22 protein-coding genes are annotated in these 23,132 nt (G+C 65.1%); 15 read left to right on the forward strand and 7 right to left on the reverse strand.

What is annotated here, in order from left to right:
• Positions 1-4 precede the first annotated feature (4 nt).
• From CLU88_RS15050 to CLU88_RS15060, 3 genes are all read left to right on the forward strand, one after another.
• Positions 5-2,338 (forward strand): cation-translocating P-type ATPase, encoded by a 2,334-nt coding sequence (locus CLU88_RS15050; RefSeq protein WP_099657282.1) that lies wholly within the window; start codon positions 5-7, stop codon positions 2,336-2,338.
• Positions 2,339-2,458: 120 nt separating this feature from the next.
• Positions 2,459-4,108, forward strand: a complete 1,650-nt coding sequence (locus CLU88_RS15055; RefSeq protein WP_099657283.1) for a methyl-accepting chemotaxis protein — start codon at positions 2,459-2,461, stop codon at positions 4,106-4,108.
• A 201-nt stretch (positions 4,109-4,309) separates the two neighbouring features.
• The gene (locus CLU88_RS15060) at positions 4,310-4,897 is read left to right on the forward strand and encodes a hemerythrin domain-containing protein (RefSeq protein ID WP_099657284.1); all 588 of its coding nucleotides are present in this window, start codon (positions 4,310-4,312) and stop codon (positions 4,895-4,897) included.
• A 152-nt stretch (positions 4,898-5,049) separates the two neighbouring features.
• Here the strand turns inward: CLU88_RS15060 and CLU88_RS15065 are convergent, their stop codons facing one another.
• The 5 genes from CLU88_RS15065 to CLU88_RS15085 all read right to left on the reverse strand — a co-directional run bounded on the left by CLU88_RS15065 (position 5,050) and on the right by CLU88_RS15085 (position 9,582).
• Entirely contained in the window at positions 5,050-6,153 is a 1,104-nt protein-coding gene (locus CLU88_RS15065) for an alkene reductase (protein ID WP_099657285.1), read from the reverse strand.
• Positions 6,154-6,419: 266 nt separating this feature from the next.
• Positions 6,420-7,025: a glutathione transferase GstA gene (gene gstA / locus CLU88_RS15070; protein ID WP_099657286.1), complete on the reverse strand. Its 606-nt coding sequence runs from the start codon at positions 7,023-7,025 to the stop codon at positions 6,420-6,422.
• Positions 7,026-7,118: 93 nt separating this feature from the next.
• Entirely contained in the window at positions 7,119-7,889 is a 771-nt protein-coding gene (locus CLU88_RS15075; RefSeq protein ID WP_099657287.1) for a class II aldolase/adducin family protein, read from the reverse strand.
• 163 nt (positions 7,890-8,052) lie between these two features.
• On the reverse strand, positions 8,053-8,523 hold the full coding sequence (locus CLU88_RS15080; protein WP_099657288.1) for a carboxymuconolactone decarboxylase family protein: 471 nt from the start codon (positions 8,521-8,523) through the stop codon (positions 8,053-8,055).
• 141 nt (positions 8,524-8,664) lie between these two features.
• Positions 8,665-9,582, reverse strand: coding sequence for an RNA polymerase sigma-70 factor (locus tag CLU88_RS15085; RefSeq protein WP_099657289.1), 918 nt, complete (start codon positions 9,580-9,582; stop codon positions 8,665-8,667).
• Positions 9,583-10,205: 623 nt separating this feature from the next.
• On the opposite strand from CLU88_RS15085, the gene CLU88_RS15090 reads away from it, so the two are divergent.
• Complete coding sequence (locus CLU88_RS15090) at positions 10,206-11,987, forward strand: methyl-accepting chemotaxis protein (protein WP_099657290.1); 1,782 nt, start codon at positions 10,206-10,208, stop codon at positions 11,985-11,987.
• Positions 11,988-12,089: 102 nt separating this feature from the next.
• Here CLU88_RS15090 and CLU88_RS15095 read toward each other — a convergent pair whose 3' ends face one another.
• Positions 12,090-12,362 carry a YkgJ family cysteine cluster protein gene (locus CLU88_RS15095; RefSeq protein WP_099657291.1) on the reverse strand — a complete coding sequence of 91 codons (273 nt, stop codon included), beginning with the start codon at positions 12,360-12,362 and terminating at the stop codon, positions 12,090-12,092.
• 73 nt (positions 12,363-12,435) lie between these two features.
• Positions 12,436-13,041, reverse strand: a complete 606-nt coding sequence (locus CLU88_RS15100; RefSeq protein WP_099658914.1) for an NADPH-dependent FMN reductase — start codon at positions 13,039-13,041, stop codon at positions 12,436-12,438.
• A 308-nt stretch (positions 13,042-13,349) separates the two neighbouring features.
• Here CLU88_RS15100 and mnmG point away from each other — a divergent pair, with 308 nt between their 5' ends.
• From mnmG to CLU88_RS15160, 11 genes are all read left to right on the forward strand, one after another.
• Entirely contained in the window at positions 13,350-15,326 is a 1,977-nt protein-coding gene (gene mnmG, locus CLU88_RS15105; protein ID WP_099657292.1) for a tRNA uridine-5-carboxymethylaminomethyl(34) synthesis enzyme MnmG, read from the forward strand.
• Entirely contained in the window at positions 15,323-16,003 is a 681-nt protein-coding gene (gene rsmG / locus CLU88_RS15110; protein WP_099657293.1) for a 16S rRNA (guanine(527)-N(7))-methyltransferase RsmG, read from the forward strand. The genes mnmG and rsmG overlap by 4 nt, the downstream gene beginning before the upstream one ends.
• 144 nt (positions 16,004-16,147) lie before the next feature.
• Positions 16,148-16,762: a LysE family transporter gene (locus CLU88_RS15115; RefSeq protein WP_099657294.1), complete on the forward strand. Its 615-nt coding sequence runs from the start codon at positions 16,148-16,150 to the stop codon at positions 16,760-16,762.
• Positions 16,763-16,789: 27 nt separating this feature from the next.
• Positions 16,790-17,590 carry a ParA family protein gene (locus tag CLU88_RS15120; RefSeq protein ID WP_099657295.1) on the forward strand — a complete coding sequence of 267 codons (801 nt, stop codon included), beginning with the start codon at positions 16,790-16,792 and terminating at the stop codon, positions 17,588-17,590.
• A gap of 34 nt (positions 17,591-17,624) precedes the next feature.
• Positions 17,625-18,167 carry an alpha/beta hydrolase gene (locus CLU88_RS15125; RefSeq protein ID WP_099658915.1) on the forward strand — a complete coding sequence of 181 codons (543 nt, stop codon included), beginning with the start codon at positions 17,625-17,627 and terminating at the stop codon, positions 18,165-18,167.
• Positions 18,164-18,439 (forward strand): hypothetical protein, encoded by a 276-nt coding sequence (locus tag CLU88_RS15130; RefSeq protein ID WP_099657296.1) that lies wholly within the window; start codon positions 18,164-18,166, stop codon positions 18,437-18,439. The genes CLU88_RS15125 and CLU88_RS15130 overlap by 4 nt, the downstream gene beginning before the upstream one ends.
• Before the next feature lie 20 nt (positions 18,440-18,459).
• On the forward strand, positions 18,460-18,756 hold the full coding sequence (locus CLU88_RS15135; protein ID WP_099657297.1) for a cupin domain-containing protein: 297 nt from the start codon (positions 18,460-18,462) through the stop codon (positions 18,754-18,756).
• A 38-nt stretch (positions 18,757-18,794) separates the two neighbouring features.
• Complete coding sequence (locus CLU88_RS15140; RefSeq protein ID WP_099657298.1) at positions 18,795-19,712, forward strand: ParB/RepB/Spo0J family partition protein; 918 nt, start codon at positions 18,795-18,797, stop codon at positions 19,710-19,712.
• Between the two features lie 336 nt (positions 19,713-20,048).
• Positions 20,049-20,792, forward strand: coding sequence for a class I SAM-dependent methyltransferase (locus tag CLU88_RS15145; RefSeq protein WP_099658916.1), 744 nt, complete (start codon positions 20,049-20,051; stop codon positions 20,790-20,792).
• A gap of 338 nt (positions 20,793-21,130) precedes the next feature.
• Positions 21,131-22,651 (forward strand): COG3014 family protein, encoded by a 1,521-nt coding sequence (locus tag CLU88_RS15155; RefSeq protein ID WP_099657300.1) that lies wholly within the window; start codon positions 21,131-21,133, stop codon positions 22,649-22,651.
• A gap of 57 nt (positions 22,652-22,708) precedes the next feature.
• The gene (locus CLU88_RS15160) at positions 22,709-23,104 is read left to right on the forward strand and encodes a YcfL family protein (protein WP_099657301.1); all 396 of its coding nucleotides are present in this window, start codon (positions 22,709-22,711) and stop codon (positions 23,102-23,104) included.
• The last annotated feature ends 28 nt before the right edge of the window (positions 23,105-23,132 follow it).

A 23,132-nucleotide genomic window follows, 5' to 3' on the forward strand; every position in this document is an offset into this window, starting at 1 on the left:
ACCTATGACGACCTCCAACCCCACCCCATCCTCCGCCCCACCCTCTGTTTCCTCCCCTGCGGCCGAAGCCGCCCTGTCGCTGGACCTGGGCATTGGCGGCATGACCTGCGCGAGCTGCGTGGGCCGTGTGGAGCGGGCGCTGCGCAAGGTGCCCGGTGTGCAAGATGCCACGGTGAACCTGGCTACCGAGTCGGCTCGGGTTTCCTTTGTGGCCGCTGAGGCATCGGCCATGGACGCCCAGCTGCGCCGCGCTGTGCGCAATGCGGGCTACGAGCCGCGCGCGGCCGATGCGGGTGACGGGCCTGAGGATGCTTCGCCCTGGGCGGGGTTTTTGCCCGTGGCGGTGGGGCTGGCGTTGTCGGCGCCGTTGGTGCTTCCCATGTTGGGCGACCTGTTTGGCCAGCACTGGATGCTGCCCGCCTGGGTGCAGTTTGCGCTGGCCACGCCGGTGCAGTTCATCCTGGGCGCACGCTTTTACAAGGCGGGCTGGGCAGCGGCCAAGGCGCTGAGCGGCAACATGGATTTGCTGGTGGCGGTGGGCACCAGCGCGGGCTGGGGCCTGTCGATGTGGCTGTGGCTGACGGCTCCGACCGATCACCCTGGGCATGTTCCGCATCTGTACTTCGAGGCCTCGGCCGTGGTGGTCACGCTGGTGCTGCTGGGCAAATGGCTGGAGGCCCGCGCCAAGCGGCAGACCACCGCCGCCATCCGCGCGCTGCATGCCCTGCGGCCGGATGTGGTGCATTTGCTGTCTAAAACCGGCGAGGTGGATGTGTCTGTGGCCGAGGTGTTGGTGGGCGACCGGCTGGTGGTGCGCCCTGGCGAGCGCATTCCGGCCGATGGCGTGGTGGCCGAAGGGCAGACGCAGGTGGATGAATCGATGCTGACCGGCGAGCCCTTGCCCGTGGCACGCGAAGTGGGCGGGCGGCTGACGGGCGGCTCTATCAACGGCGAAGGCCGGGTGGTGATGCAGGTGCAGGCCGTGGGGGCCGAGACGGTGCTGGCCAAAATCATCCGCCTGGTGGAAGACGCCCAGGCCGCCAAAGCGCCGCTGCAGCGGCTGGTGGACAAGGTATCGGCCGTGTTTGTGCCTGTGGTGCTGGCGCTGGCGCTGATCACCTTGCTGGGCTGGCTGGCAGCAGGTGCAGGGGCCGAGGCGGCCTTGATCCACGCCGTGGCGGTGCTGGTGATTGCCTGCCCCTGTGCGCTGGGGCTGGCCACGCCTGCGGCCATCATGGCGGGCACGGGTGTGGCCGCGCAGCACGGCATCTTGATCAAGGACGTGCAGGCCCTGGAGGTGGCGCACCAGGTGGACACCGTGGCCTTTGACAAGACCGGCACGTTGACGGTGGGCCAGCCCCGCCTGGTGGCGCTGGAATTGGCCCCGGGCGCTGATGAAACCACCGTGCTGGCCGCCGTGGCCGGGGTGCAAGGCGGCAGTGAACACCCCCTGGCCCGTGCCGTGGTGGCCGCCGCGCAGCAGCGTGGTGTGGCTGCGGCCGACAGCGTGCAGGCGGTGCGGGCTGTGCCCGGGCGCGGCACTGAGGGCGCGGTGGCCGGGCAGGCCTGGCGCATTGGCAGCCTGCGTTGGATGCAGGAGCTGGGTGCGGCACTGCCCGCGCAGGGGCAGGGGGATTGCGAAGGCTTGTTGCAACGTGCCCAGGCCTTGCAGGCCGAGGGCTACACCGTGTCGGCCGTTTCCACAGACGCGCCGGAGGGCCCGCAGGTGCTGGCCCTGCTGGCCTTTGGCGACGAGCCCAAGCCCGGCGCCCGCGAGGCGCTGGCGGCGCTGAAGGCGCGGGGCATTCGCACGGTGATGATTTCGGGCGACAACCGGGGCGCGGCCGAGGCCATGGCCCGCCGCCTGGGGCTGGACCCTGCGGCCGGTGAAGTGATGGCCGAGGTGCTTCCGGGCGACAAGGCGCAGCAGATACGGCTGTTGCAGCAGGGCAACGTCGCAGATGTAAAAACCGCCGGGGCCAGCGCCCCACGGCGCCACATTGTGGCGATGGTAGGAGACGGCGTTAACGATGCCCCCGCACTGGCCGCTGCGGACGTGGGCATGGCCATGGGCAATGGCACCGATGTGGCCATGCACGCAGCGGGCATCACGCTGATGCGGGGCGACCCGATGCTGGTGGCTGCGGCGCTCGACATCTCCCACCGCACGGTGCGCAAGATCCGCCAGAACCTGTTTTGGGCCTTTGCGTACAACGTGGCGGGCATTCCGCTGGCGGCGCTGGGCTACCTCAGCCCCGTGGTGGCGGGGGCGGCCATGGCCCTCAGTTCGGTGAGCGTGATGGCAAATGCCCTGCTACTCAAACGCTGGCGCATGTGATAAACCACATGGCCGAGGTCTGCGATGTCTGGCAAACTGCAACAAATAGTTTCAGAAAAGTAAACTAAAAAATTGGCAGCGTCGGCTCTGTTGGCGTATCTCTCTTGAGGAAGACAAATCATGAATCTCTTTTCGCTCATGCGGCTGTTCACCATCCGTTTTCGCATGCTGGGTGCTATTGGCGTGGTGTTGGGCTTGCTGGGGCTGCTGGGCGGTGCGGGCATGTTGGGCATGTTCCGCATCTATTCCATGAGCGAGGATTTCATGCACAACTCCTTCAAGGAGGTGTCCTACATGGCCCAGTTGCGTGGCGAGATGGGGGCCATTCGTCAGCATGAGAAGGACATGATCATTGGCTACGAGAAGCCCGAGGCAGTGAAGGCCGCCTATGCCAAGTGGCTGGACAGCCAGGAGAAGGCCAAAAAAGTGGCCAGCCAGTTCCTGGAAGGCGAAGAGGATGTGGACAACCCGGTGGTGCGCGACATCATCAAAAAGCTGGACAGCTACAAGGAGGCGTTTGCCCATGTGGCGCGGCAACTGGAGGCCGGTGGCTACGACACCGCTACCATCGCCAACCGCATGAGCGGCAAGGCCGTGGCCGAATTCTCTGAGGCCGACAAGCTGATGGGCCAGCTCGATGAGGTGCTGCGCAGCGAGGTGCAAAAGTCGGTGGCCGAGCAACAGAGCGTCTCGGAGCAAACGAAGTGGCTGTTTGCCTTGGCAGTGATCATCACGGTGGTGGTGGTGGTGCCGCTCACTTTGCTGAACATGCATTCCATCTGCAAGCCGTTGGACGAGGCCCAGCGTGTGGCCAAGGCCATTGCGGGGGGCGACTTGTCGCAGTCCATCCGTGCCGAAGGGCGCGATGAAGTGGCCGACCTGCTGCGCGCCCTGTCCGACATGCAGCAGGGCCTGGGCACGCTGGTGGCGCAGGTGCGCGATGCCAGCGGCAACATCGCCACGGCCAGCCAGGAGATTGCCACGGGCAACCAGGACCTGTCGCACCGCACCGAGCAAACGGCCAGCAACGCCCAGGCGGCGGTGAGTTCGCTGTCGCAAATCACGGCCACGGTGCAGCAGACGGCGTCTTCTTCACAGATGGCCAACCAGCTGGCGGCCTCAGCATCCAGCACAGCCACGCGGGGTGGCTCGGTGGTGGAGCAGGCGGTGTCCAGCATGCACGAGATCTCGGCCTCCAGCCGCAAGATCGGCGACATCATCGGCCTGATCGATTCGATTGCCTTCCAGACCAACATCCTGGCGCTGAACGCGGCCGTGGAAGCCGCCCGTGCGGGCGAGCAAGGCCGTGGCTTTGCCGTGGTGGCCAGCGAAGTGCGCAGCCTGGCCCAGCGCTCGGCCGCTGCGGCCAGCGACATCAAGGTGCTGATCCAGAGCAGCGTGACCGCCGTGAACGGCGGCGTGCGCCATGTGGAAGACGCGGGCACGGCCATGAAGGACATCGTGAGCAGCGTGCAGCGCGTGGGCGACATCATTGGCGAGATCACGGCAGCGGCTTCCGAGCAGTCTGCAGGCATTGGCCAGGTGAACCAGTCGGTGGGCGAGATCGACCGCATGACGCAGCAAAACGCGGCGCTGGTGGAAGAGTCTGCTGCCGCCGCCGAGTCCCTGCGTGAGCAGGCTGCGCGCTTGTCGCAGGTGGTGCAGCAGTTCCGCCTGTCGGCATCCATGGACCTGCACCAGCACGCCGCCGTGGCAGCCCCGCAGGGCTTGTCTGCGCCCCGCTCGGGCCCCCGCGCTTTGCTGGGCTGATGGGTGGACTGGCGGGCGCCCGGTGCGCGGGCCCGCCACCTTGCTGCAAACCCCCACTGGTTGGGGGTTTTGCTTTTTGGGGCCCCGTTTTGTGCGCTGCAGGGCCCCATGCCTGGGCATTTGTTGACCTGTGTCACGCAGGGGCTGGCGGGGCCGTGGCACTCTCGCCCGATTCGTCTACCCGCCCCCGGTGCTTGCCCTATGCCTCCCGTCAGTTTGCAGATCATCCGTGAAGAACATGCATCGCTCGCTGCGGTGCTGCATTCGCTGAGGCTGCTGATGGACCAAGGCCCGGGGGACAACCCCGCCACGTTCTTTGACGTGGCGCGGGCCATGCTGTTCTACATCGACGAGTTTCCCGAACGCCAGCACCACCCCAAAGAGACGCAGTGCCTCTTCCCCCGGGTGGCCCTGTGCGCACCCCATGTGGCCGAGGTGATTGCGCGGCTGGACCAGGAGCACGATGGCGGCGAGGCGGCGGTGCGGGAGCTGCAGCACCTGCTGCTGGGCTGGGAGCTGATGGGTGAGGGGCGGCGCGAGGCGTTTGTGCAGGCCCTGGGGCGCTATATCGATTTTTACCTGGAGCACATGCGCCTGGAAGAGACGCTGGTGCTGCCTGCGGCACAGGCGCATTTGAGCGATGAGGACTGGGCCGCTGTGGATGCCGCGTTTGCCACCAACACCAACCCCCTCACCCACGGCCGTCCGCGCGACCCGGCGTATGACCGTCTGTTCACCCGCATCGTGATGCGGGCCCCCAGCCCGATTGGATTAGGTTCACCCCCCTGAGCGGCTTCGCCGCTTCCCCCCGCTCTCGCTTCGCGGGCAGGGGGACGTCGCCAGCGCGGCGGGACGGCCCTTGCGCGGCGACCCTGGCTTGGGCTGCGCCAGTTTCATTCAGCGTGTGTGAAACTCCGCAGCTCTTGCTTTGGTCCGCTGCCTTAGGCGTTCAGCGCAGGGTAGTCCGTATACCCCTCAGCCCCGCCGCCATACAGCGTGGCGCGGTTGAGTTCATTGAGCGGTGCGTTTTGCTGCAGGCGTTGCACCAGGTCGGGGTTGGCGATGAACGGGCGGCCAAAGGCCACGATGTCGGCACCTTGGGCCAGTGCCGATTCGGCCAGTGCCCGGTCGTAGGCGTTGTTCACCATCCAGGCGCCCTTGCCGCCAGCGGTGCGGTAGGCGGTGCGCATTTCGTCGTAGCTGAAGGGGCGGTCTGCCAGCTCGCGGGGGCCGCCGGTTGAGCCTTCGATCACGTGGATGAAGGCCAGGCCCAGCTTGGCCAGCTCGCACGCCACGTAGTCAAACAGCAGTTGCGGGTTTTCGTCCACGATGTCGTTGGCGGGGGTGACGGGCGAGAGGCGGATGCCGGTGCGCCCGCCGCCGATTTCGTCCACGATGGCGCGCGTCACCTCCAGCAGCAGGCGGGCGCGGTTTTTGATGCTGCCGCCGTAGTCGTCGGTGCGCTGGTTGGCGCCGGTCTTGAGGAACTGGTCGATGAGGTAGCCGTTGGCCGCGTGGATTTCCACGCCATCAAAGCCGGCGGCAATGGCGTTGCGCGCAGCGTGGCGGTAGTCCTGCACGATGCCGGGCAGCTCTTGCGCATCCAGCGCGCGGGGCTCGGATGTTTCAGTGAACGTGGGCACGCCGTCTTTGATGAGCACCGTCTTGGCATGGGCGCGGATGGCCGATGGCGCCACGGGCTGGGCGTTGCCGGGCTGCAGCGAGGTGTGAGAGATGCGGCCCACATGCCACAGCTGCACCACGATCTTGCCGCCCGCCTGGTGCACGGCGCGGGTCACCTTCTTCCAGCCGTCCAGTTGCTCGGTGCCGTACAGGCCCGGCACGTCGGCATAGCCCTGGCCCTGGGGGCTGATGGCGGTGGCCTCAGAGATGATCAGGCCCGCGCTGGCGCGCTGCGCGTAGTAGGTGGCGACCAGATCGGTGGGAATGGCCTCGGGCGAGCGGTTGCGGGTGAGGGGGGCCATGGCAATGCGGTTGGCCAGGGCGATGTCACCGGCTTGGGTGGGTTCGAACAGGGAAGTCATGGACGCGCTTTCCGCAATCTAGATTGCACTCAGTGGATAACGGCCTCAAGCGTACTGCTGCTGGCCCCAACGTGCAGGCCGGATGCATCAACAAGGGCTCTCTTTTTGTGATAACCGCAGGGCTTGGAGGGCGGGCGCGCAGTGGCGTTTCACGTGGAACCTTGCAGTGCGGGGGCGCTGCTGCGCTGGTGGGCAGGCCCATGAAAAAAAGCGCAGCCTCTTTGCAAAGGTCTGCGCTGTTTGGGGCCTGTTCAGGGGGCTGCCGCTTACTTGAGAAGGCCTTCCGCCTTCAAGGCAGCTTGCACGCCTGGGCGCGCTTCCATGCGCTGTTTGAAGGCTTGCAGGTTTGCCAGGCCCGAGGTGTCCACGCCCACAAACTGGCCCCAGCGCGAGACGGTGTACAGGTAGCCATCGGCCACGGTGAAGCTGCCCAGCAGGTAGTCCTTGCCTGCCAGTTGCTTGTCGACCCATGCAAAGCGGCTTTGCAGGCGTTCGCGCACGATGGGCTTGTACTCTTCGGGCGTGTTGGGGGCAAACAGCGGGCTGTGGCCCTTGTGCAGCTCGGTGCCAATGAAGGTTAGCCACTCTTGCAGGCGGTAGCGCTCCATGGTGCCGTGGGCGGGGGCCAGGCCCTTGCTGGGCACCTGGTCGGCCACGTACTGCACGATGGCAGGGCCTTCGCGCAGGCGCTCGCCGTTGTCCAGCTCCAGCACGGGCACGTAGCCCAGTTCGTTGATGGTGTAGAAGTCGGTGCCGTCTTGCAGCTTGTGCGTCTTGGTGCTCGCCAGCACGGCGTCAAACGCCAGGCCCGCTTCGTGCAAAGCGATGTGGGGCGACAGCGAGCAGGCGCCGGGGGAGTAGTACAGCTTCATGGGCTTGTGTCCTCTGGTCAAAAAATCACGAGGTGCACATCGTATGCGTTGGCGCAGCGTTGTGCGCAGGGGCGGGCTTTGGGTGCGTGGGCTTCAGTGGTCAAACCCTGGCGCTTCGCGCTGGGCCTTGCGCAGCAGTGCGGGCCAGGCAAAGGCACCGCCCAGTCCGCCCGTCTGTACGCGCATGGCCTGGGCCACGCCACTGACGATGCGCGGGTCCACGGCAATCAGTTCGCCACCGGCCTGCGCGTCGATCTGGATGCGGCAGGTGTTCTCGAACGTGTACATCGACAAGAACGCATCGGCAATGGTTTTGCCCACCGTGAGCAGCCCGTGGTTGCGCAGCATGAGGAAGTTGGCCTCGCCCAGGTCGGCCTGCAGGCGCGGCTTTTCTTCGTCGCGAAAGGCCACGCCCTCATAGGCGTGGTAGGCCAGCGAGCCCAGCACAAAGGTGCTCTGCTGGCTGATGGGCAGCACGCCGCCCTTTTGCGCGCTCACGGCCACGCCCGCGCGGGTGTGGGTGTGCAGCACGCAGCCTGCCTCGGGCCGGGCCTCGTGCACGGCGCTGTGGATCACAAAGCCCGCAGGGTTCACGGGGAAGGGCGAGTCGTGCAGCTTGTTGCACTGCATGTCCACCTTGATGAGGCTGGATGCGGTGATCTCGTCGAACATCAGGCCGTAGGGGTTGATGAGGAACTGGTGCTCAGTCCCCGACACCGACTCGGGCAGCTTGGCGCTGATGTGGGTGAAGACCAGGTCGCTCCAGCCGTACAGCGCCACCAGCCGGTAGCAGGCGGCCAGATCGCAGCGCAGTTGCCATTCTTCGGGGCTGACGCTGCCCTGCAGCGAGGGGATGGAATGCATGGGGTGTCTCCGTAACGTGGGTGGGGACACTGTAGGCCGCTTGCGCCAGCGTGGCTGTCAGACAGGCTACACAAGCAAGGGGAGTGGTGGCCCTTTTGTTTATTCAAAAATGATAGCTGCTAGCGCTTATTGGATAAGCGTTAGCAGCCTATTTGGCTTGAAATTACACCACGGGTGTTTGCGGGATTGGCGCACGCATGCCTGCGTTAATCAGGTTCCAGGCGTTGATGATGGCAATGGCAAAGCCCAGGTCGGAGATTTCGGCAGCGCTGAACACGGCCTGCAGTTTGGCAAACTCTTCATCGCTGGCGTCGCTGTGCGGCGTGGCGGTCAGGATCTCGGCCCAGCGCAGGGCGGCGCGCTCGCAGTCGCTGAAGAACGGCGCCTCGCGCCAGCCCGCCACGGCGTTCAGGTGGCGGGGCTCCATGCCGTCTTTGACGAGCACATGCCAGTGCATGTCCATGCAATAGGCGCAGCCGTTGATTTGCGACACGCGCAGGAACACCAGCTCGGCCAGACGCAGGCCCAGCGGGCCTTTCTTGATGGTGTCTGACAGGTTCACCAGGCCCATGAAGGCCTTGGAAGACAGCTGGTGGTAGGGCAGGCGGGCGGTGTGGGAGGTGCTGGAGGTCATGTCAGGTCCTTGGTTGGAAACGTTAGGGTGGAAGTGCAAAGGGCATGAATGTGGCCAGGTGGCCTGTTCATGCCCATAAGACGCAGCCCGTGCCGTGTTTGTGACGGGGCAAGGGCCCCAACGCCCCAATTCCCTGGAGCTTCAGCCCAGTGTGGAGGCAATGCCCGTGAGCTTGTCGGGGTTGCGCACGGCGTAGATGGCCACGATGCGTTCGCCATCCGTCACAAACGCCTGGGCAGATTCGAGCTGGCCCTCCACGTAGCGCAGCAGCCCCGGCTCGCCGTTAATGAGCGCCATGCGGTACGCCGCCTGCGGGCCCAGGCGGCGGAAAAGGGCCCAGTACAGGTTGGCAATGCGAAACGGCCCCACCAGCGGCTTGGGGAACGAGGGCACCTTGCCGCCGCCGTCGCCAATGAGCTGTGCGTCCTCGCCGATCAGTGCCTCGATGGCGTTGCGGTCGCCACTGTGGGCGGCCTGCATGAAGCGCTGCAGCAGCTGCTGGTGCACCGTGCGCGGCACCTCAAAGCGGGTGCGCGCTTGCTGTACCCGCTCGCTGGCGCGGTGCACCAGCTGGCGGCAGGCGGCCTCGGTTTTGCCCAGCTGCGCGGCAATGTCGGCGTAGTCGTAGTCAAACACCTGGCGCAGCAAAAAGGCCGCGCGCTCCTCCGGCCCCAGGCGCTCCAGCACGTACAAAAACGCCACTGACAGCTCCCCCGCCAGCTCGGCCGCCGACTCTGGCGTGTGGTGATGTTGCCCGCCTGCCTGCAGCTCCACCAGCGGCTCTGGCAGCCACCAGCCCACATAGGCCTCGCGCTCGGCCTTCAGGGCACGCAGCCGGTCAATCGACAGGCGCGTCACCACCGTCACCAGCCACGCCTCGGCCGACTGCAGGGCGGCGGTGTCCTGGCGGCTCCAGCGCAGCCAGGCGTCCTGCAGCACATCCTCGGCATCGGCCCGCACCCCCAGCATGCGGTAGGCCAGCCCAAACAGGCGGGGGCGCAGGGTGGTGAAGGGGTCTGTGGTGGGTGCTGCGAAAGCGGGCTCGGTGGGGTGGGTCATGGCGTGGGTGGTGAATGGGGGGGCTCAAGGAGCTTCGCGCTGCGCTTGTCTGAGCCTGTCAGACGCACGGCCCCTCGGGTTTGTGACAGCGGTATCGCATCTGCTTCTGATTTGATAGCTGCTAGCGCTTGCTGTGCGGGCGCTAGGCGGCCTTTTTGCCTGATTAGCGACTTGCCTCAGATACCCCTGCATCCGTTCGGGCTGAGCCCGTCGAAGCCAGGGCTTGCTGCGTGCGTGCAAGGCTTCGACAGGCTCAGCCCGAACGGGTGGGGTGGGGACGAGAAGGCGTCTGAGGCAGGTCGTCAATCAGGCCTTTTTGTCAAAACCCTCGGGCCACGGCGCCATGGAAACCCTGGGTGTTGCCCGGTGCCACAGGCGCCTTCCGTTCAAAGGCCAAAAGGTATTTGTGGGTATGTGATTTTGTTAATCTTTTAACAATTGGTGATAGTATTTTTTTGACACGTGTCAATGCTTTTGGGGGCTGAAGCCACAAGAAGCCTGCACAGGGCCGGGTTTTACAGGACCGATCGCGGAGATTCCGCACAGAGTTGGCTGGAGTGGGGCGGCGTGGTTTGCAACGCGGCGCCCTCTGCGGCTGTGGGTTCCAAACTGGGGAGAAGTCTATGAAAAACTGGAAGATATCGACGCGCCTTGCGGGGGCCTTTGCAGCCATGGTGCTGCTTGTTTTGGTGTTGGGTGTGATCAGCCTGGTGCGCTCTGGCCACCAGCGGGAGGCCCTGAACGACGTGGTGGGTGTACGCATCCCTGTGACCAAAGCCCTGGCCGCCCTGGATTCCGGGGTGAACGAGCAAGCGATCCAGTACCGCAACCTGGCCCTTTGGGACACCGATGAGGTGCGCCAGCGTGCCTCCACCCAGATCGCCTCGGCCCGCGAAACCGTGACCGCCCAGTACAAACTGCTGGAGACCTTGATTCGGTCGCCAGAAGGCAAGGACCGCTTGGCCAAGATGCAGCAGGAGCGGGCCAATTTTCTCCGGGTGAGTGACCAGTACCTGGCCATGATCAAAGAAGGGCGCAAAGACGAGGCCCTGAAGTACCTGGAGACGGAGCTGCGGCCTGTCCAGAGAGCCTACCGGGCACTGATTGAGAGCCAGCTGGAATACCAAAGCAAAACGACCGAAGCAGCCGGTGTAAGGGCCGAAGGCGAGGCCTCGGCCCTGCAGCGGGATGTTCTGTTGGCCTGCGCCGTGATTGTGGGCTTGGCCATCTTCCTGGCAATTGCCATCATCCGCTCGATCACCGCCCCCCTGTCCCGCGCCGTAGAAGTGGCCGACCAGGTGGCCGCAGGCGACCTCAGCGCCCACATCGAAGTCACCTCCACTGACGAAACCGGCCAACTGCTCGGAGCCCTGCAACGCATGCAGCAAAGCCTGGTGCGCACCGTCTCCGTCGTGCGCCAGAACTCAGAAAGCGTGGCCTCGGCCAGCGCCGAGATTGCCTCGGGCAACAACGACCTGAGCGCCCGCACCGAACAACAAGCCAGCGCCCTGGAAGAAACCGCAGCCTCCATGGAAGAGCTCGGCTCCACCGTGCGCCAAAACGCAGACAACGCCCGCACCGCCAACCAACTGGCCATGAGCGCATCGACCGTTGCCACCCAAGGCGGAGAAGTGGTTGCCGAAGTGGTGGAGACCATGAAAGGCATCAACGCCAGCAGCAACAAGATTGCAGACATCATCAGCGTGATCGACGGCATCGCCTTCCAGACCAACATCCTGGCGCTGAACGCTGCCGTGGAAGCCGCCCGTGCAGGCGAACAAGGGCGAGGCTTTGCGGTGGTAGCCACCGAAGTGCGCAACCTGGCAGGACGCAGCGCAGAAGCGGCCAAAGAAATCAAGAGCCTGATCATGGCCAGCGTAGAGCGGGTAGAACAAGGCACCCTGCTGGTAGACAAAGCAGGCAGCACCATGACCGAAGTCGTCACGGCCATTAGGCGCGTGACCGACATCATGGGAGAAATCAGCGCGGCCAGCAGCGAACAAAGCGCAGGGGTAGGCCAAGTGGGCGAAGCCGTGACGCAAATGGACCAGGCGACCCAGCAAAACGCGGCCTTGGTGGAAGAAATGGCAGCAGCGGCCAGCAGCCTCAACAGCCAGGCGAGCGAGCTGGTCAACGCCGTGGCGGTGTTCAAACTGGCCCACGATGCCAGCAGCAGCTACAACGCCCCGCGTCCAGGCAACACCAGTAGCTTCAAGCCCGTTGGCAGCAGTGCGGCCCGGCCTGCGCTGAGCAAGCCCAAGGCGACAACGGCCAAAGCACCAGCCCAAAGCAAGCCAGCGGCGAGCCTGGCGGCGCCCCAGGCAGCGGCGCCAGCACCCAAGGCAACGCCAGCGCCCAAGGCAGCGAAGGCCGGGGGCAATGACGATGAGTGGGAGAGCTTCTAAGCTGAGCTGAGCGGAATTCCTGCTGCCACCATGCCAGCCGCTACCAAAGCACGCCCTTGGGCGTGCTTTTTTATGCCTGTGCCCGCCCCAAGCCGCTGCAGGTCAACGCTGCGGTAGGTGGGCTGGTTGGGTCAGTTGTTCCAGTTGCGTCAGATACGCCATGGCCTGTGCGTTGCTGGCACCGCACATCTCAGCGGAGGGCATCAACCCACCGCACACCGCTGGCCGATCGGGTTGGCCAAAGATGCGGCACCGTGCGTGCTCGTCCAGCTGCACACAGCGCACCCCCGCAGGCTTGCCGTGCGGCATGCCAGGGATGGGGGAGCTGATGGAGGGGGCGGTGCAGCAGGCGCCGCAGCCAGGGCGGCAATCCATGGGTTTGCTATGGTTTATATAGCTGCTAGCGCTTGTTAAATAAGCGCTAGGGCTTGTTTTGACTTAAATACGTTCAGGCGGGGCCTGCAGCGTCGCCGTGCAGGCGGCCTGCGGCCCACAGCACCTGGTCCACCACGGCGCGCACGCGGTCGCGGTGGGCGGGCTGGAGCAGGGCGCCGCTGTCATCGAACGCGCTGCCTGCCGAGCCCAGCGCAAACGCCTTGGGGGCCAGCCAGCATTCGAGGTTGGTGAGCAAAGGGCCCAGGTGGCTTTGCGAACGCAGGCCGCCCAGCGCACCGGGGGACGCGCTGAGCATGCCCACCACCTTGCCCCGGAAGGAGCGGGTGCCGTCTTGCCACACCGGGTCCCCCTTGATGGGGCTGGAGGCCCAGTCGAGGGTGTTTTTGAGCAGTGCGGTGTAGCTGCCGTTGTATTCGGGCGAGCAGATGATCCAGGCGGGGTGGTCGAGCAGCACCTGCTTGAGCCGCACCACATCGGCCGGGGTGCCTTGGGCTTCCAGGTCAGCGTTGTAGAGCGGAATGTCAAAGTCAGACAGCTCCAGCAGCGTGACGCTGGCCCCCGCATCGCGCGCGATGGCAGCGGTGGCATGGGCCAGTTTGCGGTTAAAGGACTGCTGGCGGGTGCTGCCCGCGAAGATGAGGAGTTGGGCGTTTGGCATGGGTGCCATTGAATCACACCGGGTGGACAGGATTCCTGCGTGGGGTGTTTCACGTGAAACAAGGGGGTTGCAGTCTCTTTTTGGACTGAGCGAAGGGGGCTTGCCAGGATGCGCTACCACCCGCCCCAAGGGCATGCGCAGACACAATGCGCGCAAAGTGGGAAAATCAGGGGTTACCCGCAATCGCCCTGGCCTGCGCCGACAGCACCTGATGCCCGGCCCGCAGTGCGATCCCCGAAAAGATTTTGAACAGATTCTGATTGCGGGTGTTTTCTTTATCGGGCCCGGCAGGGCCCCGGAGCGCTCCCATGTTGTACCCCCAGGAATTTGATGTGATCGTCGTCGGCGGTGGCCATGCTGGCACCGAGGCCGCGCTGGCCGCTGCCCGCATGGGCAGCAAAACCTTGCTGCTGTCCCACAACATCGAGACCCTGGGGCAGATGAGCTGCAACCCCAGCATTGGCGGCATCGGCAAGGGCCATTTGGTCAAAGAGGTGGATGCGCTGGGTGGTGCCATGGCGCTGGCGACGGACGAGGGCGGTATCCAGTTCCGCATTCTCAACAGTTCCAAAGGCCCTGCGGTGCGCGCCACGCGGGCGCAGGCCGACCGCATTCTGTACAAGGCCGCCATCCGCCGCATGCTGGAGAACCAGTCCAACCTGTGGCTGTTCCAGCAGGCGGTGGACGACCTGATGGTGGAGGGGGATCGCGTAGTGGGTGCAGTCACGCAGGTGGGCATCCGCTTTCGCAGCCGCACCGTGGTGCTGACGGCTGGTACCTTTCTCGACGGCAAGATCCATGTGGGCCTGAACAACTACGCCGCCGGCCGGGCAGGGGACCCGCCCGCCGTCTCGCTGAGTGCTCGCCTCAAAGAACTGAAGCTGCCGCAAGGGCGCCTGAAGACCGGCACGCCCCCCCGCATTGACGGCCGCAGCATCGACTTCAGCCAGTGCGAGGAGCAACCCGGTGACGGCATGCCCGGTGGCGTGAACGAGGGCACCGTGCCTGTGTTCAGCTTTATGGGCAATGCGCAGATGCACCCGCAGCAAATGCCGTGCTGGATCACCCACACCAACGAGCGCACGCACGAGATCATCCGCAGCGGCTTTGACCGCAGCCCCATGTTCACCGGCAAGATCGAGGGCGTGGGCCCACGCTACTGCCCGAGCGTGGAAGACAAGATCAACCGCTTTGCCGACAAGGACAGCCACCAGATCTTTCTGGAGCCCGAAGGGCTGACCACGCACGAGTATTACCCCAACGGCATCAGCACCAGTCTGCCATTCGACATCCAGTACGACCTGGTGCGCAGCATGAAGGGCTTGGAGAACGCACACATCCTGCGCCCGGGCTATGCCATCGAATACGACTACTTTGACCCGCGCTCGCTCAAGAGCAGCTTTGAGACGCGCCAGATCCAGGGTCTGTTCTTTGCCGGGCAGATCAATGGCACCACGGGCTACGAAGAGGCGGCGGCGCAAGGCTTGTTTGCTGGCATCAACGCCGCCCTGCAGTGCCGGGGCGAAGCCGCCTGGCTGCCGGGTCGCGACGAAGCCTACCTCGGCGTGCTGGTGGACGACCTCATTACCAAGGGCGTGACCGAGCCCTACCGCATGTTCACCAGCCGGGCCGAGTTCCGCCTGCAACTGCGCGAGGACAACGCCGACATGCGCCTGACCGAAGCCGGGCGCCGCATGGGGCTGGTGGACGATGCGCGCTGGGATGCGTTTAGCCGCAAGCGCGATGCTGTTTCACGTGAAACAGAGCGCCTGAAAGCCACCTGGGTGAACCCACGCAACCTGCCTGCTACCGAGTCTGAGCGCGTGCTGGGCAAGAGCATTGAGCACGAGTACAACCTGTTTGACCTGCTGCGCCGACCCGATGTGGCCTACGGCACGCTGATGGGAATGGACGGCGGCAAGTACGCCAGCGCCGATGTTTCACGTGAAACGCTGGGGGCGTTGAGTGAATCGGTGATTGAGCAGGTGGAGATTGCGGCCAAGTATTCAGGCTACATCGACCGACAGAAGGGCGAGGTGGAACGTGCTGCCCATTACGAAAAGCTGCGCCTGCCCGCTGAACTGGACTACATGCAGGTGACGGCCTTGAGCATCGAGGCCCGCCAGGTGCTGACGCGCCATCGCCCTGAAACCCTGGGTCAGGCCTCGCGCATCACGGGCATCACCCCGGCGGCCATTTCCTTGTTGATGGTGCACCTCAAGAAGGGTGGCTTCAAAGACTTTGCCTTGGCACCCGCCAAGGCCGAGGGCGAGGTGACCGCATGAACACGCCGACCCTTCACCCCGTGCAGGCCCTGCAAGCCCGTTTGCAGGAGGGCGCCCAGGCGTTGGGCTTGGACCTGACGGATGCACAGACGGCGCAGTTGATGGAGTTTCTGGCCCTGCTGCAAAAGTGGAACAAGGTCTATAACCTGACGGCGGTGCGCGACCCGCAGGAGATGCTGACGCACCACCTGCTTGACAGCTTGGCTGCTGTGGCGCCGCTGCGCCGCCATGTAACGACCTTGGGGCAGGGCGGGGCGGGCGTGAGGCTGCTGGATGTGGGCTCGGGCGGTGGCCTGCCCGGTGTGGTGTTTGCCATCTGCTGCCCTGCAGTGGATGTGAGTTGCGTGGACACGGTGGGCAAAAAGGCCGCGTTCATTCAGCAAGCGGCAGTGGCGCTCAAGTTGCCCAATCTGCATGGCGTGCATGCCCGGGTGGAGACACTGACCACGCCGTTCGACATCGTCAGCTGCCGGGCGTTTGCCTCGCTGCCTGATTTTGTGACCTGGTCGCGCTCGGCCCTGGCCGCGCCCCATGGCGTGTGGCTGGCCATGAAGGGCAAGCACCCCGAGGATGAAATCGCAGCATTGCCCGCTGACATCGCGGTGTTTCACGTGGAACAACTCACGGTGCCCGGGCTGGATGCAGAGCGCTGCATTGTCTGGATGAAGCCCGCGTAAGCTGGTCGGCGCGCGCTCTTCGGGGCTGGTGCTTGGACCGTGCTGCGTTGGAGGCGATGCTTCCGAAAAAGCGTCGCTTAAACTCGGCCTTGTTCTTGCGCAGTTTTCGCTGCATTCCCCATCGTCACGGCACCGGGAGAAATCATGTTTGGCATTGCTGACTACGGCGCTTTTGTCGCCGCCATTGTGTTGTTCCTGGCCATTCCAGGCCCCGGCAATCTGGCGCTCATCACCTCGACCAGCAAGGGCGGCATTCGCGGCGGCCTGGCGGCCACGATGGGGGTGATTGCGGGCGACCAGGTGCTGATGTGGGCGGCCGTAGCGGGCGTGGCCGCACTGCTGGCCACCTACCCCACGGCGTTTGCGGCCGTGCAATGGCTGGGGGCGGCCTACCTGGGATGGCTGGGGTTCAAGATGCTCACGGCCAAGCCCGGTGCCAAGCCGGTGCTGAACATCGAGCCGCGCCACTACTTCAAGCAGGCTGGGTTGATCACGCTGCTCAACCCCAAGGCCATCGTGTTCTATATGGCGTTCTTCCCGCTGTTTGTGGACCCAGCCCGCCACCAGGGCCTGCTCACTTTTGGTGTGATGGCGGCCACCGTGGCGGTGCTCACGTTTCTGTATGGCTTGGTGGCGGTGCTGCTCACCCACCACCTGGCAGAGCGCATGCGCGCCAACCCCCGCATTGGCCGCGTGCTGGAAAAGCTGGCGGGCGTCTTCCTCATCGGCTTCGGCATCAAGCTGGCCATCTCCAAGTAACTCGAACCCCTCCACCTTCAAACCCTCATGGCCAAAATTTTCTGTATTGCCAACCAAAAGGGCGGCGTGGGCAAAACCACCACCACCGTCAACCTGGCCGCGGGTCTGGCCAAAATTGGCCAGCGCGTGCTGATGGTGGACCTGGACCCGCAGGGCAATGCCACCATGGGTTCGGGCGTGGACAAGCGCCAGTTGGAGCTGTCGGTGTACGACGTGCTGCTGGAGTCCGCCTCGGTCAAAGAGGCGGCGGTGCTGTCGGACAAATGCGGTTACTGGGTGCTGGGCGCCAACCGCGAACTGGCCGGTGCCGAGGTCGAACTGGTGGCCCTGGAGCACCGCGAAAAACGCCTGAAGGCGGCGCTGGCCGAGGCCGATGCAGACTATGACTTCGTGCTCATCGACTGCCCTCCGTCCTTGAGCATGCTCACCCTCAACGGCCTGTGCAGCGCGCACGGTGTCATCGTGCCCATGCAGTGCGAATACTTCGCGCTGGAAGGCCTGACCGATCTGGTCAACACCATAAAGCAGGTGCACGCCAACCTCAATGCCGACTTGCAGGTCATCGGCCTGCTGCGCGTGATGTTCGACCCGCGCATCACGCTGCAGCAGCAGGTGAGCGAGCAGCTCAAGGACCACTTTGGCGACAAGGTGTTCAACACCGTCATCCCCCGCAACGTGCGCCTGGCCGAGGCCCCCAGCTACGGCGTGCCGGGCGTGGTGTTTGACCCCTCGGCCAAGGGCAGCCACGCGTTTGTGGACTTTGCCAAGGAGATGGTCGATCGCGTCAAGCGCATGGGGATTGGAGATAAAAAGACCTCCAAGGCTTAACCGTAAAGCGCTACAAGCTATAAAAATGATAGCAATCAAACCCTCCAATGTGCTGCTGTTGCCCGGCTGGCAAAACTCGGGCCCTGACCACTGGCAAAGCCGCTGGGAGCGCCTGCACGGCTACCAGCGCGTGGAGCAGCACGACTGGATGCGCCCACTGCGCGGCGATTGGTCGGCCCGGCTGGAAGAAACCGTGGCCGATGCCGACGGCCCCGTGCTGCTGGTGGCGCACAGCCTGGGCTGCGTGCTCACCGCCTGGTGGGCCAGCCACACCCGCCACGCCGCCAAGGTGCGCGGCGCGCTGCTGGTCGCCCCGGGCGATGTGGAGCGCCCCGACATCGCCGCCATGATCCACGGCTGGGCGCCCATTGCGCGGCAGCCACTGCCGTTCCCGGCCCTGCTGGTGGGCAGCCAGAACGACCCGTACTGCAGCCACGAGCGCGTGCAGGGCCTGGGCGAGGCCTGGGGCGCGCGGTTTGTGGACTGCGGCGAGCGCGGCCATATCAATGCGGAATCCGGGCTGGGCGACTGGGAAGAGGGGCACGGCTGGTTGACCCAGTTGGCCTATGCGGAATGAGCCGCTGGGCCCTGTGGCGCAAGCGCCCGCCCGTGACGGACGCCGTGCAGGCCCCGGCTGCCACGTCCCGGCGCCGCCCTGCCCAGCTCTATGTGCCGCTGGAAGCGCTGCAAGTGGTGTTGGCCTGGTTGCTGCCCAGCAGCGCCGTGGTGGTGGCCGCTTTGGGCCAATTCATGCTGGCCCTGGTGCTGCTGGCGGTGGCCTGGGGTGTTTGGCTGCGCTTGTGGCGCAGCCGCAAAAAGCGCCAGGCAATGGCGCGAGCTTCACGCTGACAACCCCGCATTTCTAGCCCATGTCCAAAACCCATCTGATCTCAACCGCCAACCAGCTGCCCCGCGCCTGGGCTTCCACCATCGTGGGCCAGGCAGCGGGCAGCAACGTCAAGGTGCTGCGCATGGACGGCGCTGCCTACCCCGATGAGTCGCACGACTTCGATGAAGCGCTGTTGGTACTCGACGGCTGCATGCGCCTGGACCTGCAGGGGCAGGTCACCGAGGTGAATGCGGGTGAAGTGTTCATCGTCCCGGCAGGCGTGCCCCACGCCGTGGCGCCTGGCAGCCATGGCACGCTGGTCATCATCGACCGCTGATTCTTTCCATTCCTTTTCTCTTTCGCGAGACGCATCTCATGGTCACCAAAAAACCCAAGGGCCTCGGCCGCGGCCTGGAAGCATTGCTCGGCCCCAAGGTCGAGGAAAAAGTCGAACAAGCCCAGGCCGTGCAGGCGGGTTTGCCCAGCACGCTGCCATTGACCGAGCTGGTGCCGGGCGTCTACCAGCCGCGCACGCGCATGGACGAAGGCGCGCTGTACGAGCTGGCCGAGTCCATCAAGGCCCAGGGCATCATGCAACCGATTCTGGTGCGCCGCCTGACGGATGGCGAGCATGCCGGCAAGTACGAAATCATCGCGGGCGAGCGGCGCTTTCGCGCCTCCCGCCTGGCGGGCCTGGCCGAGGTGCCGGTGCTGGTGCGCGATGTGCCCAACGAGGCCGCTGCGGCCATGGCGCTCATCGAAAACATCCAGCGTGAAGACCTGAACCCGCTGGAAGAAGCGCAGGGCCTGCAGCGCCTGGTCCGCGAGTTCGGCCTCACGCACGAGCAGGCCGCGCAGGCGGTGGGCCGCTCGCGCAGCGCTGCCAGCAACTTGCTGCGCCTGTTGAACCTGGCCGATCCGGTGCAGACCATGCTGATGGCCGGCGACATCGACATGGGCCACGCCCGCGCGCTGCTGTCGCTCGACCGCGCCGCGCAGATCACGGCGGGCAACCAGATTGCGGCCAAGAAGCTGTCGGTGCGCGAGGCCGAGAGCCTGGTCAAAAAGATCGGCGCCGAGTTCAACCTGGTGCCGCAAAAGCCCAAGAAGGAAAAGTCCCGCGACATGAAGCGCGTGGAGGAAGAGCTTTCGGACCTGCTGATGGCCGCCGTGGAAGTGCGCGTCAAAAAGCGCGTGAAGCGGGCAGGGCGCATGGAGGACATGGGCGAGCTGGCCATCCAGTTCGGCTCCATCGAAGAACTCAACGGCCTCATCGAGCGACTGCGCGGCTGAATGGCTGGGTAGTTCGCAGCGCGGCCTCACGACTGGTGCCGATTGCGCCATGGGGTGCCCCAGAGATCCCCGGCGGCAATGGTCTTTGGCCGGGGCGCGTTGACAGCCCGGCGGGCGCGAATGTGAACTTTGGCACAACCCTGGCCGTGGCGAGTGCCTGAGGGCCCTGGAAAACACGCCCAACCGGCCTACACTGCCCGCTGCAGACCGGCGCCTGGAGTGCGCCGTGCTTCCTCCAGCCTTCGCCATGAACCACCCTTGTCTTGATTGCATTGCCTTGCCCGCAGCCACGCTGTGGCACTGCGGTGCGCTGCCTGTGGCGGATGGGTGCGCATGATGGTGTCCCTGCGCCTGCCCTGGCCCTTGCCTGCCTTGCTGGCCTGGGCGGCTGCCTGGCTGCTGTTCATCACGCTCCAGCCCGTGGTGCCCTCGCTGTGGGCCATGCTGCTGCCCTGCCTGCTGGGCACAGCGGCCAGCTTGCTGGGTGAAAGCTGGTGGCGGCGCGGGCTGATTGCGGTGGGCTTTCCCTTGTCCCTGGCATTGACGGGCATGGCCACCTTGCCTGCCTGGGCCTGGCTGGTGCCTTTGGCGCTGCTGCTGCTGGTGTACCCGCTCAACGCCTGGCGTGATGCCCCCTTGTTCCCTACCCCCCGCCATGCTCTGCAGGCCTTGGCTGTACAGGCCCCTTTGCCCGCAAGCGCGAAGGTGCTGGACGCAGGCTGCGGTCTGGGCGATGGCCTGCTGGCCCTGCGCCACGCCTACCCCGATGCGGCGCTGCACGGTATTGAGTGGAGTTGGCTGCTGCGGGTGGCCTGCGCGCTGCGCTGTCCCTGGGCCAGGGTGCGCCGGGCCGACATGTGGAAGGCCGACTGGAGCGGCTACCAGATGGTGTACCTGTTTCAGCGGCCCGAAAGCATGGCCCGCGCCGCGGCCAAGGCCCAGGCGGAGATGGCCCCCGGCGCCTGGCTGGTGAGCCTGGAGTTTGCTGTGCCTGGCGTGCTGCCCCGCGCCCAGCTGCGGGCCCCGGGTGGGCGGGTGGTGTGGATCTACCGCATGCCATTGCAGGACCAGCGCCGGTGATCGCCATGGCCGAGCCGCTTGTCCACTCCGACCTGCAGGCGCCGCTGCAGGCCCGCTTGGTTACAGAAAAGATACAACGTTTTGCTACATTCCCGGCTGGCTACATCTGCCAACACAATTTCCAGAAAACTCACAGCTTGAGGGGGCTGCCTGACACGTTTGCGCGCCGGGAGGGAGCGCACCGTGACACCCGATCCATCCCGTTGATTGCCCGGTTTCCATGCGCATTTCGCCTGCCGTTGCTGCGGTACAGACTTGGCGCGTTGGCCTACCGGGCTGCATGCGATGGGTCCTGCAGGGCTTTCTGAGATCCCGTTTACCGTTCTCCTAGGAAAAAAATGAAAACTCTTGCGCACTTTCGCCCCCGTTTGCTGTGGGTGCTGACGCTGAGCGCGGCCCTGACGGGCTGCGCCAGCATGCAAAGCCATGACAAGCTGGCCACCGATGTGCAGTCGGCCGGTCGCACGGGCGGCATTCCAGCCGCGTTGCAGCAACTGGAGGCATCTGCCAAGAGCGAGGACGACAAGACCGCACTGCTCTACAACCTGGAACGCGGCGAATTGTTGCGCATGGACCGCCGCTACCAGGACAGCACCAACGCTTTCTTGCTGGCAGACATCAAGGTCAAGGAATGGGAAGAAACCGCCAAGACCAACCCTTCCAAGCTGATGGGCACCGTGGGTGCCGCCCTGATCAGCGAGCGGCTGAAGAACTATGAAGGCCAGGATTACGAAAAGGTGTGGCTCACCACCCGTCTGGCCTTGAACCGCGTGGCCGTGGGCGACTTTGAAAACGCCCGGGTCGATATCAAGCGCACGCACGAGCGCGAGGCCATCATTGCCGAGTTCCGCTCCAAGGAAACCCTGGCGGCGGAAGAAGAAGCCAAGTCCAAAGGCGCCGCTGCAGGCGGTAAGGAACTCAACGGTTACCCCGTTGAAACCCTCAACGACCCCGAAGTGCTGGCGCTGAAGAACGGCTACCAGAACGCCCTGAGCCACTACCTGGCAGGCTTCATGTACGAAGTGCTGGGCGAGTCTGGCCTGGCCGCCCCTGGCTACCGCAAAGCCATTGAACTCAAGCCTGAGACGGGGGTGCTGGAAGAGGGCCTGCGCGGCCTGGACAACCGTACCAGCTTCACCTGGAAGCGCCGCCAGCGCATGACGGACGTGCTGTTCGTGGTCGAAGCCGGTGACGCGCCTGCGCGCAAGCCCAAGGCCTTCACCATCCCCGTGCCCACGGGCCGTGGCATGGTCACCGCCAGCATCTCTTACCCCATCATCGAGCCCTCCACAGACCCGCTGCTCACTACGCTGTCGGCCGCAGGCACCAACCTGAAGCTGGAAAAGGTGGTGGACGTGAACGTGATGGCCCGTCGCGCCCTCAAGGACGAAATGCCTGGCATGGTGCTGCGTGGCGTGACCCGCGCTGTGGCCAAGGGCGTGGTGCAAAACGAGCTGCAAAAGCGCGGTGGCCTGGTGGGTGGCCTGATTGGTGCGGTGGCCTCTGCCGCCACCGAAGTGGCCGATGACCGCCTGTGGCGCATGTTGCCGGGCCGGGTCTACATTGCCCGTGGCTACCTGCCCCCAGGTGAGCATGTGGTCAGCGTCAATGGCCGCGCCTTGCCCGATCCGATCAAGATCGACGGCCAGTACGCCCTGGTGCCCTTGCGCTTGTACGAAAACACGGTGCTGATGGGCGATGTGGCCAGCCTGGGCAAGCTCGCTCCTGCAGGCTCTGTGCCTGTGGAAGCCGCCGCCCCTGCGGCCAAGCCCGCCGCGCGCACTGCCACGCGCACCACGACCAGCAAGCCTGTGGCCAAGTCCCCCACGGCTGCCCCGACACCTGCCGCTAAAAACTGAGCGCATCCCGCCCAGTCCATCGGCCCATTTCACGATTTGCCTGAAGGAGTCTTTTGAATGACCAACCGCATCATCCTGAGCGCCATCTGCGCCGCCTGCGTGGGTTTGGCTGGCGCTGCCAGCGCCCAACAACACGACCCTGCCACGCCGCTCGCTGTGGCTTCCAAAGTGGCCTTGCGCGGTGAAGCCAACGGCATCGCAGTGCGCGAGATGCGCCTGGTGCGCAAGAACGACATCCTGGCGGTGCAGGCCGACCTGTCCAGCTCGGTGCGCAGCGACCGCACGCTGTTCTACCGCTTCAAGTGGCTGGACAACGTGGGCAACCAGGTGGGCGATGGTGAGTCGTGGAAGCAGCTCACCGTGCTGGGCCTGGGCCAGCAAACCATCAAAAGCGTAGCCCCCACCGCAGCTGCGGTGGACATGCGCCTTGAAATGAATGTCGAACCGCGCTGATGCGCGGACCGCACAACGCATTGACCGT

Source organism: Acidovorax sp. 56 (assembly GCF_002749705.1).
GTDB lineage: Bacteria > Pseudomonadota > Gammaproteobacteria > Burkholderiales > Burkholderiaceae_C > Acidovorax.

What these genes read in the sequence shown, in the direction of transcription:
- CLU88_RS15050 (WP_099657282.1), top strand. Translation starts at nt 5, where the DNA reads ATGACGACCTCCAACCCCACCCCATCCTCCGCCCCACCCTCTGTTTCC.
- CLU88_RS15055 (WP_099657283.1), top strand. Translation starts at nt 2,459, where the DNA reads ATGAATCTCTTTTCGCTCATGCGGCTGTTCACCATCCGTTTTCGCATG.
- CLU88_RS15060 (WP_099657284.1), top strand. Translation starts at nt 4,310, where the DNA reads ATGCCTCCCGTCAGTTTGCAGATCATCCGTGAAGAACATGCATCGCTC.
- CLU88_RS15065 (WP_099657285.1), bottom strand. Translation starts at nt 6,153, where the DNA reads ATGACTTCCCTGTTCGAACCCACCCAAGCCGGTGACATCGCCCTGGCC.
- gstA (WP_099657286.1), bottom strand. Translation starts at nt 7,025, where the DNA reads ATGAAGCTGTACTACTCCCCCGGCGCCTGCTCGCTGTCGCCCCACATC.
- CLU88_RS15075 (WP_099657287.1), bottom strand. Translation starts at nt 7,889, where the DNA reads ATGCATTCCATCCCCTCGCTGCAGGGCAGCGTCAGCCCCGAAGAATGG.
- CLU88_RS15080 (WP_099657288.1), bottom strand. Translation starts at nt 8,523, where the DNA reads ATGACCTCCAGCACCTCCCACACCGCCCGCCTGCCCTACCACCAGCTG.
- CLU88_RS15085 (WP_099657289.1), bottom strand. Translation starts at nt 9,582, where the DNA reads ATGACCCACCCCACCGAGCCCGCTTTCGCAGCACCCACCACAGACCCC.
- CLU88_RS15090 (WP_099657290.1), top strand. Translation starts at nt 10,206, where the DNA reads ATGAAAAACTGGAAGATATCGACGCGCCTTGCGGGGGCCTTTGCAGCC.
- CLU88_RS15095 (WP_099657291.1), bottom strand. Translation starts at nt 12,362, where the DNA reads ATGGATTGCCGCCCTGGCTGCGGCGCCTGCTGCACCGCCCCCTCCATC.
- CLU88_RS15100 (WP_099658914.1), bottom strand. Translation starts at nt 13,041, where the DNA reads ATGCCAAACGCCCAACTCCTCATCTTCGCGGGCAGCACCCGCCAGCAG.
- mnmG (WP_099657292.1), top strand. Translation starts at nt 13,350, where the DNA reads ATGTTGTACCCCCAGGAATTTGATGTGATCGTCGTCGGCGGTGGCCAT.
- rsmG (WP_099657293.1), top strand. Translation starts at nt 15,323, where the DNA reads ATGAACACGCCGACCCTTCACCCCGTGCAGGCCCTGCAAGCCCGTTTG.
- CLU88_RS15115 (WP_099657294.1), top strand. Translation starts at nt 16,148, where the DNA reads ATGTTTGGCATTGCTGACTACGGCGCTTTTGTCGCCGCCATTGTGTTG.
- CLU88_RS15120 (WP_099657295.1), top strand. Translation starts at nt 16,790, where the DNA reads ATGGCCAAAATTTTCTGTATTGCCAACCAAAAGGGCGGCGTGGGCAAA.
- CLU88_RS15130 (WP_099657296.1), top strand. Translation starts at nt 18,164, where the DNA reads ATGAGCCGCTGGGCCCTGTGGCGCAAGCGCCCGCCCGTGACGGACGCC.
- CLU88_RS15135 (WP_099657297.1), top strand. Translation starts at nt 18,460, where the DNA reads ATGTCCAAAACCCATCTGATCTCAACCGCCAACCAGCTGCCCCGCGCC.
- CLU88_RS15140 (WP_099657298.1), top strand. Translation starts at nt 18,795, where the DNA reads ATGGTCACCAAAAAACCCAAGGGCCTCGGCCGCGGCCTGGAAGCATTG.
- CLU88_RS15145 (WP_099658916.1), top strand. Translation starts at nt 20,049, where the DNA reads ATGGTGTCCCTGCGCCTGCCCTGGCCCTTGCCTGCCTTGCTGGCCTGG.
- CLU88_RS15155 (WP_099657300.1), top strand. Translation starts at nt 21,131, where the DNA reads ATGAAAACTCTTGCGCACTTTCGCCCCCGTTTGCTGTGGGTGCTGACG.
- CLU88_RS15160 (WP_099657301.1), top strand. Translation starts at nt 22,709, where the DNA reads ATGACCAACCGCATCATCCTGAGCGCCATCTGCGCCGCCTGCGTGGGT.